The 10,338-nt window shown below is 70.8% G+C and carries 10 protein-coding genes; 5 read left to right on the forward strand and 5 right to left on the reverse strand.

Annotation, left to right across the window (positions count from 1 at the left end; all coding sequences use genetic code 11):
• Positions 1-30: 30 nt before the first annotated feature.
• From QHF84_RS30750 to QHF84_RS30770, 5 genes are all read left to right on the forward strand, one after another.
• Positions 31-1,434, forward strand: coding sequence for a selenium-binding protein SBP56-related protein (locus tag QHF84_RS30750; RefSeq protein ID WP_281317032.1), 1,404 nt, complete (start codon positions 31-33; stop codon positions 1,432-1,434).
• A complete protein-coding gene (locus tag QHF84_RS30755; protein ID WP_281317033.1) occupies positions 1,431-2,081 on the forward strand; it encodes a hypothetical protein in 651 nt (216 codons plus the stop codon). Before QHF84_RS30750 ends, QHF84_RS30755 begins: the two co-directional genes overlap by 4 nt.
• A 64-nt stretch (positions 2,082-2,145) precedes the next feature.
• On the forward strand, positions 2,146-2,970 hold the full coding sequence (locus QHF84_RS30760; protein ID WP_281317034.1) for an SDR family NAD(P)-dependent oxidoreductase: 825 nt from the start codon (positions 2,146-2,148) through the stop codon (positions 2,968-2,970).
• A complete protein-coding gene (locus QHF84_RS30765; protein ID WP_281317035.1) occupies positions 2,970-3,617 on the forward strand; it encodes a TetR/AcrR family transcriptional regulator in 648 nt (215 codons plus the stop codon). The genes QHF84_RS30760 and QHF84_RS30765 overlap by 1 nt, the downstream gene beginning before the upstream one ends.
• Positions 3,614-5,608, forward strand: coding sequence for a DUF2169 domain-containing protein (locus QHF84_RS30770; protein ID WP_281317036.1), 1,995 nt, complete (start codon positions 3,614-3,616; stop codon positions 5,606-5,608). Before QHF84_RS30765 ends, QHF84_RS30770 begins: the two co-directional genes overlap by 4 nt.
• Here the strand turns inward: QHF84_RS30770 and QHF84_RS30775 are convergent, their stop codons facing one another.
• From QHF84_RS30775 to QHF84_RS30795, 5 genes are all read right to left on the reverse strand, one after another.
• Entirely contained in the window at positions 5,609-6,274 is a 666-nt protein-coding gene (locus QHF84_RS30775; RefSeq protein WP_281317037.1) for an SRPBCC family protein, read from the reverse strand.
• Positions 6,275-6,445: 171 nt separating this feature from the next.
• Positions 6,446-6,943, reverse strand: coding sequence for a polymer-forming cytoskeletal protein (locus tag QHF84_RS30780; protein ID WP_281317038.1), 498 nt, complete (start codon positions 6,941-6,943; stop codon positions 6,446-6,448).
• Positions 6,944-7,093: 150 nt separating this feature from the next.
• A complete protein-coding gene (locus QHF84_RS30785) occupies positions 7,094-7,642 on the reverse strand; it encodes an ACT domain-containing protein (protein ID WP_281317039.1) in 549 nt (182 codons plus the stop codon).
• Positions 7,643-7,652: 10 nt separating this feature from the next.
• The gene (locus QHF84_RS30790; RefSeq protein ID WP_281317040.1) at positions 7,653-8,210 is read right to left on the reverse strand and encodes a DUF99 family protein; all 558 of its coding nucleotides are present in this window, start codon (positions 8,208-8,210) and stop codon (positions 7,653-7,655) included.
• Positions 8,211-8,250: 40 nt separating this feature from the next.
• On the reverse strand, positions 8,251-10,338 hold a 2,088-nt coding region (locus QHF84_RS30795), incomplete at its 5' end, for an Ig-like domain-containing protein (RefSeq protein WP_281317041.1).

A 10,338-nucleotide genomic window follows, 5' to 3' on the forward strand; every position in this document is an offset into this window, starting at 1 on the left:
CTTATCCTCTCGCCGTCTCCCGGAGAAGCCATGCCCTTCCGACCCGATCCCACGTTTTATCCGTCGCCGCGTATGGCCATGGACGCGCCGCGCGAGCGGCTCGCCTACGTCGCCGCCCCGGACGCGAACGCCGTGCTCGGACGCCCGAACCCGCTCCGTGACGGCCTCGCCACGGTCGACCTCGACCCGCGGTCGCCCACGTACAGCCAGATCATCGCCCTCGCCGAGGTGCCGAACTTCGGCGACGAGCTGCATCACTCCGGCTGGAACGCGTGCAGCGCCGCGCTCTGCCCGTACGCGCCGCACCCGCACGTCGAGCGCCGCTACCTGATGCTGCCGGCCTTGCGTTCGTCGCGCATCTACGTCTTCGACACGAAGCTCGATCCGCGCAGGCCCAAGCTCGTCCGCACGATCGAGGCCGAGGAGATCGCCTCGCGCGCCGGTTACTCGCGGCCGCACACGCTCCACTGCGGGCCGGACGGGATCTACGTCTCGGCGCTCGGCAACCCCGAGGGCGAGGGCCCCGGCGGCATCTTCGTCCTCGACTGCGAGAGCTTCGACGTGCTCGGCCGCTGGGAGATCGACCGCGGGCCGCAGCACCTGCACTACGATTTCTGGTGGCACCTCGGCCACGACACCCTGATTTCGAGCGAGTGGGGCACGCCGAAGATGATCGAGGACGGCGTGGTGCCGGAGCTGCTCCTCGGCAAGAAGTACGGCCATCGGCTGCACGTCTGGGATCTCCGGCGCCGCAAGCACGTCCAGGCGCTCGACATCGGCGACGAGCACCAGATGGCCCTCGAATTGCGCCCGGCCCACGATCCGACGAAGGCCTGGGGCTTCATGGGCGTGGTCATCAGCGTCGCGGACCTCTCGGCCTCGGTCTGGCTCTGGTACCGCGAAGGCGAGCGCTGGGCGATCAAGAAGGTCATCACGATCCCGGCCGAGCCCGCCTCGGCGGACCTCTTGCCGCCGCTGCTCAAGGGCTTCGGCGCCGTGCCGCCGCTCGTGACGGACATCAACCTCTCGCTCGACGACAAGTACCTCTACGTCTCCTGCTGGGGCACGGGCGAGCTTCGCCAGTACGACGTGTCGAACCCGCACGAGCCGAAGCACGTGGGCTCGGTGCACATCGGCGGCATCGCGCGGCGCACGCCGCACGCGCGCTCGGGGGGTCCGCTCACGGGCGCGCCGCAGATGGTCGAGGTGAGCCGCGACGGCAAGCGTATCTATTTCACGAGCGGCCTCTACACGACCTGGGACGAGCAGTTCTATCCGGACGGGCTCAAGGGCTGGATGGTCAAGGTCGACGTCAAGGAAGGCGGCGGGATCGCGCTGGATCCGGACTTCTACGTGGACTTCGGGCCGCGCCGGGCCCACCAGGTCCGGCTCGAAGGCGGCGACGCTTCCTCGGATTCGTTCTGCTACCCGTGACCAGCAGCATCTGGCCCTGGATCACGCTCGCGGCCCTCGGCGCCTACCACGGCTTGAGCCCCGGCATGGGCTGGCTCTTCGCGGTGGCGCTCGGGCTGCAAGAGAAGAGCGGCAAAGCCGTGCTGCGCGCGCTCCTCCCCATCGCGATCGGCCACGCCGCGAGCGTGGGGCTCGCGGTGGGGCTGCTCGCGGCGGGCAAGGCGAGCATTCCGACGGGCATCTTGCCGTGGATCACCGGCGGGGTGCTCGTGGCGTTCGGCATCTTCAAGCTCGTACGCCCGCGCCACCCGCGCTGGGTGGGCATGCGCGTGAGCGCGCGTGACCTCGTCGTGTGGTCGTTCCTCATGGCCACGGCGCACGGCGCGGGGCTCATGCTCCTCCCGGTCTTCGTGCTCGGCGAGGACAACCCCGCGCCTTGCCACGGCCCGTCGTGCCACGACGCTGCGGGGATCTCGCTGTCGAGCCCCGGCGGCTACCTGGCCGCGATCTCGCTGCATACGCTGGCCATGCTGGCGGTCTCGGCGATCGTGGCGCTGGTCGTCTACTACAAGGTCGGGCTCGCGATGCTCCGGCGCGCGTGGTTCGACCTCGATCGGGTCTGGGCCGGGGCCTTGATCCTCGCGGGGGTGCTCGGGCTCGTGCTTTGAGGGGCGGGCTGGAACTGGAACAATGTTCTAGAATGTTGTTCCAGTTCCGGGGTACGCTCGGCGCATGAAGACCGTCGTCGTCACGGGTGGAAACCGTGGCATCGGGCAGGCCGTGGCGCGGGATCTCGTTTCGCGCGGGTGCCGCGTGGTGCTGCACGCGAGGGATCGGGAGCGCGCTTCGCTCGCGCGCGACGAGCTCGGCGGCGCGGGGCCCGGGGAGGTCACGCTCGTCTGGGGGGATCTCTCCACGAAGCGCGGCATTCGAGAGACGGCGGAGGCGATCCTCGTGGCCTGTCCACGCATCGACGTGCTCATCCACAATGCGGGGCTCTGGCCGAGCGAGCGGGTCCTGAACGAGGACGGGCTCGAGATGGCGTTCGTGGTGAATCACCTCGCGCCCTTCATGCTCAATCACTTGCTCGAAGCGCGCCTCGTCGAGAGCCGGAGCCGCGTCGTCCAGGTGAGCGCGGGCCTTTACGTGAAGGGTCGTCCCGATCTCGAAAAGACACCCACCGGGGAAGACTTTCATCCGCTCGGGACCTATCCCACGACGAAGCTATGCAACTTGCTCCTGGTCCCGCGGTTCGCGGCGCGGTGGAAGGATCGGGGGCCGACGATCCTCGCGCTGCATCCCGGCGTCATTCGCACGGGGCTCGGGGATCGGAAGGGGATGCTCGGCGGGCTCCTGCGCGTGGTGAAGCGGCTGTGGAAATCACCCGAGGACGGCGCGCGGCCCGTCGTGAAGCTCGCGCTCGATCCGGCGCTCGAAGGCGTGACGGGAAAGTACTACCACCTCGACGTGGAGACGGAGCTTCACCCCGTCGCGCGAAACGAAGCGCTCGCGGCGGAGCTCTGGGCGCAGGCGCAAAAGCTCTCCGAGGCGGGTTGATGGCGCCGAAGCAGAAGCGCGGCGAAGATACGACGAAGCGACTCCTCGATGCGGCGCTCGACGTCTTCGCGAAAGGCGGGCACGAGGCATTCACCGTGCACGCCGTCGTGGCCGCGAGCGGGGTGAGCCTCGGGAGCCTGTATCACCATTTCGGCAATGCCGACGGCCTCGCCGCCGCGCTTTATGCGCGCTGCATGGGCGCGCTGCTCGACGACCTCGTGGCCTCGCTCGAAGGCGTACGCGGGGCCCGCACCGGCGTCGCAGCCCTGGTGCGCGCCTATCTGCGGCATACGGCCGCGCACCCGGCCTCCGCGCGGTTCGTGCACGCCTCGGCGTATGCGAGCTTCCTGCCTGCCCACGCGGGAGCGATCGCCGCCTCCAAGCAGGATCGCCTCGCCGCCATCTCCGAATGGCTCCGGCCGCACGTGAAGGCCGGCCGCATCGTGGCGCTGCCCGAGCCTCTGATCGAGATGCTCGTCATCGGCCCCGTCGCGGAGACGGCCCGGCGCTGGCTCGCCGGCGCCCCCGAGATCGACCTCGACGAGGCGGCCCGGGAGCTACCCGAGCGCATCTGGCAAGCGCTCCGCCGCGCGCCCCGGCAGCGGCCCCCGGGCCTGCGACGTCGATCCCGGCGCAAGGACCGTTGACCGGGACACACGAAGAAGCCCTCGCCGATTTCGCTCGCTCTTCGTACACTGCGCGCCGCGTGGAGGTCCTTTCGCTCTGCCCCTTTCGCGCCGGGGCCTTGATCTGGCAGGCTGCGCCGGGCGCTTATTCGCTCACGGTGATCGTCAAGGCGACGTTCACCATCGTGCCCGGCGGCGAGGCGACCGTCGCGGAGACGCAGGTGCCCGTGACGACGCTCGCCGAGGGCGGCGCCGAGGATCTCTCGCCGCTCAAGCCCCGCGTGGACGTCCTCGTCCTCGGCGCGACCGACCCCGAGGCGCGTGTCGCCGTCGAAGGCGCCACCCTCCCGGCCGGCGGCCCGATCTCCCCGCAAGCGCCTTCGCGCAGGCTCCTCCTCGGCGACGAGGCGTACGCCTGGGCGCAGGGCATGCTCGCCGGCGAGGCGCTCGCCGCGGGCGCGCCGCCCGAGGGCTTCGAGTTCGCGTTTTTCCAGTGCGCGCCGCGCGAGCAGCAGATCGATCTGCTCCGCATCGCCGCCTCGATCGGCCTGGACCGCATCCTGCCCATGCCGGGCCGTGTCGAGACGCGCCTGCCGCAGCGCCGCCCCCACGCCTTCCGCGTCGATCCGAAGGGCGGGCGCGTGACGGAAATCGCGCTCCGCTGCGACACGCTCTGCATCGACGCCGAGCAGAGGACGATGGTCCTCACGTTCCGCGGGCTCGCCGACCTGAAGAGCGGCGCCGAGGCCGACGTGGGAAAGATCGTGGTCGCCGCGCACCCGGAAGGGAAGCGGATCCGGCCCGAGCGGCTCGATCGGTTCCTGCGCCTCGGCGAGTCGCTCGAGGAGGACGTCGAGGCGGGCTTGAACCTCCTGGAGATGCGGCACGACGCGGTGCTCATCGCCCCGAAGAGCGGCGACACGATGGTGCTGCCGGAGCGGGCCGAGGCGCCGCCGATCCGGTTCGTGGATCCCGCGCCGCCCGATTCCTCGCCGCAGCGGCAGCGCACGCGCACGTTGCCGATGCCCACGGATCGCAACGAACTGGGTCTGCCGAGCCCGGCGCCTGCCTTGCCGTTCCGCCCTCTTCCCCCGGATCCCATCGCGGCGCCGCCGCTTCCGCCGCCCCCCATGTCGGCGTCGCCGTCGCCGTCGCCGAAGGCCATCGCCGAGCCGCTCACCGAGGACACGACGCTCGACATGCCGAAGGCCGCGCCTCCGCCGTCCTCGAAGGGGCGCGAGATCGGGCGCCGGGTCGAGCCGCTCCCGAACGCGCCCACGCCGCCGCCTCCGCCTTCGACCGGCAAGCCTGCGACGCCGGCGCCGAAGCCGCCGATCAAGCCGCCCGCGCCGCTCGCGCCGCGCCTGGCCAAACCCGCGGGCCCGAGCGCAGGCCCGCCGCGGCCCTCACCGCCGCGCCCGGGGCCGGTGCAGGGGGGAAAGGTCGCCGTGCCTCCGCGCGTGTCCGCGCCCGCGCCCGCTGCTGCTTCCGCGCCCGCTGCCGCGCCCGCGCCCGCTGCCGCTTCCGCGCCCGCTGCCGCTTCCGCGCCTGCCGACGCTCCGCCGTCGAGCTCACCCGAACCCTTCGATCCCGCCTCGATCCCCATCGAGCGCTGCGCCGCGATCGCCGCCGAGCTGCGCCATCGTCCCGACGGCCGCGACGCGCTCCTCGCGCTGAACGCGCTCTCCAGCGCCTCGTGGGCCGCCGTGGAGCGGCACTGGGCCGACGCGATGGCCCAGGAAGCCGCGCAGGGACAACGCCGCTTGCTGCTCGCCTACGACGTCGCCTATCACGCCACGCAGGAGCGGCTCGGCTTGCGCGTCGGGCTCGACGAGCATGCGCGGCTCCAGGTCGCCGCCGAGCGCGGGACGACGGCGGAGGTCCTCGCCGAGCTCGGGCTCGAAGCTTCGGATCAGGCGCGTCTGGGAAGAGTGTGGACGCAGCGGCTGGTCGACGACCCCCGCCTCATGTCGAAGCTCGCCGCGGCGCTTGGCGCGGCGCGCGCTTCGTGATCAGGAACCTTCGGCAGACACGCTCTGCTTCTCGGCGCGCGCGACCGAGGCCGCCGCGTGGTTCTTCTCGGCCTGATCACGCACCCCCGTGACGGCCTTGTCCGCGGCCGTGCAGAGCTCCGGCGTCACCACCGACGACGGCACGGGCATCTTCGGGTCGACGAGGATTTCCAGCTTCACGATGGTCCGCTCCCCGTCCACCGCGCGCAGCCTCCACGTGGCACGGAAATCGTCCACGTTTCCGCGCTCCATCCTCGCCGAGATACGCTCCTCGTTCCCGTCTTTGACCGGCTGTCCGATCTTCGTGACGACCCAGACCGTCGCGGCGCCGTGCAGGATCGGCACCTCCAGATACACCTCGCTCACGCCCTTCGTGCGCGAGAGCAGCTTGCTCTGCTTGAAGGGCTTGATGACCTTCTCGTAGTGCCGGTAATCCGTGACGATCCGCCGCACCTCGTCGATGGGCGCGTGGACCAGGATCGCCGCGCCGCCCGTGTCGATCGAGCTCGCCGGGTCCGTCGTCTTCTGCGTGTAGCGCTGCGCCTTGCCGCGGGCCTCGAGCCGCGCGGCTTCTTCGTCGCCCGCGCGCGCGAGGTTCGGCACGGCGCCGAGGGTGGTCAGGGTCGTGAGCAGCGCGAAGGCGAGGTGGCGCAGGCGAAGCGTCATGGGTGTCTCCGGAAAACGACAAGGGTGGATTCGTCGTCGTCTTCGTCGTCCCCAAGTGCACGAGCCATGCCGGCTGTGCCCGAAGACCGGAGATATCCAGGAAGCCCGCAGGATTTCAGGTGTTCGCGACGTTCTCCCGCGCGCGGATCCTGCGGAGGCGTGACAGTTCGTTCACTCCCGCCCTGCCGGCGGCGCCGGGGAGGCGGGCGTCGGCGGCGCCGGCGTCGAGGGGGGCGGCGCCGCTTCTTTGCTGGTGCGCGTGTCGGCCTCGTCGAGGGGGGCCATCTTGCAAGTACCGTCGAACTGGACGCCGCGATCGATGAAGATGGCCGGCGCGTGGAGCGCGCCCGTCACCTTGGAGGGGGCGTAGAGCTCGATGGCGGTGCGGGCGCGGATGCTCGCGGAGACCTCGCCCCCCGTGACGATGCACGCGCCGACGAGGATGTCGCCGGAGACGTGGGCGCCGTCGCCGATGACGAGCACGTCGTCGCCGCGGATTTCACCCTGGAAGTCGCCGTCGAGGCGGACGCGGCCCTCGAAGTAGAGCTTGCCCTCGAAGCGCGTACCCCGCCCGAGTAGCGCATTGATCTCCGTGGGCCGATGCCCGGCCTGTGCGGCCGAGGCCTCCACGCGCTGCGGCGGATCATCCTGTCCGGAGAGCGGCTCCATGCCTCCGCCTTACTCCACCCGTGCCCCGGAGAGCAACCGTCCCGAGGGGGACGCCTCGCGTCCCCCTCTCGTCCGGGCAAAGCCCGGCCGATTCACCCCCCGAGGCGAGCTCGCTTTGCGATCTCGCAGAGCGCCGAACTCTTCGGCGCTCTAGGACTTGATGAGCGAGCGAACCTCGATCTCCAGGTTTTGCTCCTCGGCGACCGCGTCCATCGCCTTGCGCACCTTGCTCACGCCGACCGACTGGGGCACGTCGATGCGCGCTTCCATGCGGAAGAGCTGCGATCCCGTGACCGGCGCGGCGTACGCGGTGGCCTCGAGCGACACGATGTTCACGCCCGCATGCGCGAGCGCCCGCGCCACGGAGCGCACGATGCCCTCGTGATCGAGCGCCTCGGCCGTCACGGCACACGGGATCGTGGGGGCGCGGCGGTGCTCCTCGGGGGCCTTCGTGCGGCGTGCGAGCACGGTCAGGCCGGTGCTCTTCTGCAGATCGGCGAGGTCCTTCTCGATGGCGTCCACGGTCGCGGGGGGGCCCGAGGCGAGCAGGAGGATGCCGAACTCGGCGCCGAGGATGGCCATGCGGCTGTCCTCCACGTTGCCCCCGTGCTTGGTGAGGTACTCCGTCACCTCCGCGACGAGGCCCGGCCGATCGGGTCCCAGGCAGGACAGGACCACGTACACGTCTTGTTGCGTCATGTCGCGCATCCTAGTCAATCGCGCCGGGGACCGCGAGCGTGCTTGCGACGAGGTGCGCGACCCGGACGGGCTCGGGGAGGCGGCCGTGGACGGCGAGCCGTCGGATCACCGCGGCGGCTTCTTGCATGTCGAGGCCCGCGCGCTGGATGAAGAGGTCGGCGCACGGCTCCATGGGCCCCGCCTTCTCGATGAGCTTCCATTTGCGGGCGCCGCCCGGGACCTTTTCGAGCAGCGCGTGCCGCACGGCCGGGACGTTCGGCGCGCGCTTCGACACGACCAGCACGGCCATGCCGAGCCGTTCGGCGAGGTCGTGGATGTCGACCACGTTGAAGCCGGCGAGCGCGATGCCTTCCATCATCACGAGCCGGGTATGCGCGGCGAAACGCGAGCGGCTGATCATCGAGGCGAGGGCGTCGGTGGCGTTCGCGCCGTCGCGCCGCACCTTCGCGGAGAGCACGCCTTCGAGCCGGTCTCCGGCGAACGCGACGCCCACGATCGGCACGTCGCCGCGGTGCGCGCGCGGGAACGGCGCGTCGTCGACGCCGATGACGTGGGAGAAGAGGCTCATGACCCGAGGGAGGGTCAAGTCGTTCGGGATGTCAACCGTCTCAGGGCGTGACCGTGAGGACCGGCAGCTTGGCCGGGTCGAACTTGAGGCCCGGATTCGACCCCGCGCCGTCCAGGTCGCAGTAGGTCCAGCGCCCGCCGTCGAGGCTCACGCGGTAGGTATAGCGGTAGGTGCCCGCCGCGGGCGCCGTGAACGAGCGCTGGTACTCGTCGTCGTTGCCGTATTGCTGGTTGAACGTGGCCGGGAACCACTGCCAGCCGCTCTGGCTCGTCGGGTTGACGTTGGCGGGGCCGTATCCGATCTCGGCTTTCACCGTGGCATTCACGCCGTTCAGATTCGTGATGTCGGCCTCGTAGACGCGGCCGTAGACGAGCGGCGTCGCCTGACCGGCGGCCACCGTGAGCGACGTCGGGAATTGCAGATTGCAATAATCGATCTCGGCGGGCAGGTCCGACTCGTTCATGGTCGCGTCTTCGGCGCCGCACGCGCAGATGTGGGCCGGGCTGCCGAGGCTGCTCCGCGGGGCGGCGGTGCCGACCACGAAATCGGCCCCGTTTTCGTTCGTGTCCTTGCAACCATCGTCGACGCGGAAAAGCGCTTTTTTCGGATCGGGCGTGTAGGGCGCGGGCGAAGCGTTGTCCTCGTCCTCGTACTCGTAGCAATCCGGGGACTGCCCATAGCCGATGAAATCGATGAGCGACGTGTTGTCGAGGGGGCAAAAGCCGCTCACGGGCGTGTAGCTGCTCAGGAGCGCCACCTTGCCCTGGCCACCGTAGACCGAGGCGTAGTTCACAATGTCCGGCGGCACCGGGAGCCAGGTGCCATAACTCCCGATGCCGGAGCCCTCCTGGATCAGGAAATAGCCGCCGGGCGGAATGGTATTGCTCAGGTACGACGCCGAGTTGAAGAGCCCGTTGTGGGACGCGAAATACAGCGACCAGTTGCCCACGGGCACCGGCGTCTTGCCGCGGTTGTGCAGCTCGATGTAATCGTTCAAGTACGTCGCACCGAACTCGCCCCCATAGCCGTAGACCTGGCTTATCACCACGGAGCCGATGCACGATGGCGGCGGCGCGCCCGTCGAGAAGCCCGTCATCTGCGTGTACGCCGCGCCGAGGGCATTGCCATACGGGTCCTTGGCCGCCGTGGTCACGCGCAGCTTGTACGTCGTGCCGTACGAGAGCGCCGGCGCCGGGACGAGGGTCGCGACCGTGCCGCCGCCCGACATCGTGGGCGTGGCGGCGGCGAAGCCGAGGCACGTGGCGAAATCGTCGGTCGAGAGCTGGATCGTGCCCGTGCAGGGGCCGATGTCCGTCTGCGCGGAGAGCGTCGCCGGGTTCATCGGCATGCTGAACGTCACGGCCAGCGTCGCGCCCGCGGCGACGCCTGTCGCGGCGTCGGCCGGCGTGGTGCTCACGACCGCGGGGGCATCGCAGATGCCGCCGATGCATGCGCCGGTCTGGCAATCGGCTGCCGCGAGGCAAGCCTTCCCCGAGGCGCAGGGCAAGCAGGTTCCGCCGCCACAATCGACGTCCGTCTCCGCGCCGTTCCTCAGGCCGTCGTCGCAGCTCGCCGGCTGGCAAACGTTGCCCATGCACACGCCGCTCGGGCATTGCGCGCCGCTGTTGCATTCGACGCACGCACCGCTGCCGTCGCAGAGCTTGCCACCATTCGCGTTGCAGGCCGTATCGACGGGCAAGGGCGGATGCGAGGGGATGCCCGCGTCGCACAGGTCGCTCGTGCAGACGTTGCCGTCGTTCGGCGTGTCGCTTCCGTCGACGGCGAGCATCGTGCTCCCGGCCCCGTCGCATTGTTCGACGCGGCAATCGCCGGCCTGCTGATTGGCTGTCAGTGTCCCCGCGGCCACGAACGAAGTGCCGCAGGCGCCGGCCTCGCACGTGGCCACGATGCACGGGCTGCCGGGCGCGGGGCAATCGGCCGGGGTCACGCACATCGGGACGCCGCCGCCCGTGCCGCCGGAGCCGCCCGCGCCGCCGCTCCCTCCTGCGCCGCCTTCGCCGCCCATGCCGCCCGCGCCGGCCATCCCGCCTACGCCGCCCGTGCCGCCGGCCCCGCCCATCCCACCAGAGCCGCCCGCGCCGCCGCTGCCGCCCGCGCCGCCGCTGCC

Origin of the sequence: Polyangium sp. y55x31, from assembly GCF_029946505.1 — a bacterium.
GTDB lineage: Bacteria > Myxococcota_A > Polyangia > Polyangiales > Polyangiaceae > Polyangium.

Coding starts and splice junctions, on each gene's coding strand:
- QHF84_RS30750 (WP_281317032.1), top strand. CDS start 31: ATGCCCTTCCGACCCGATCCCACGTTTTATCCGTCGCCGCGTATGGCC.
- QHF84_RS30790 (WP_281317040.1), bottom strand. CDS start 8,210: ATGAGCCTCTTCTCCCACGTCATCGGCGTCGACGACGCGCCGTTCCCG.
- QHF84_RS30785 (WP_281317039.1), bottom strand. CDS start 7,642: ATGACGCAACAAGACGTGTACGTGGTCCTGTCCTGCCTGGGACCCGAT.
- QHF84_RS30765 (WP_281317035.1), top strand. CDS start 2,970: ATGGCGCCGAAGCAGAAGCGCGGCGAAGATACGACGAAGCGACTCCTC.
- QHF84_RS30760 (WP_281317034.1), top strand. CDS start 2,146: ATGAAGACCGTCGTCGTCACGGGTGGAAACCGTGGCATCGGGCAGGCC.
- QHF84_RS30775 (WP_281317037.1), bottom strand. CDS start 6,274: ATGACGCTTCGCCTGCGCCACCTCGCCTTCGCGCTGCTCACGACCCTG.
- QHF84_RS30780 (WP_281317038.1), bottom strand. CDS start 6,943: ATGGAGCCGCTCTCCGGACAGGATGATCCGCCGCAGCGCGTGGAGGCC.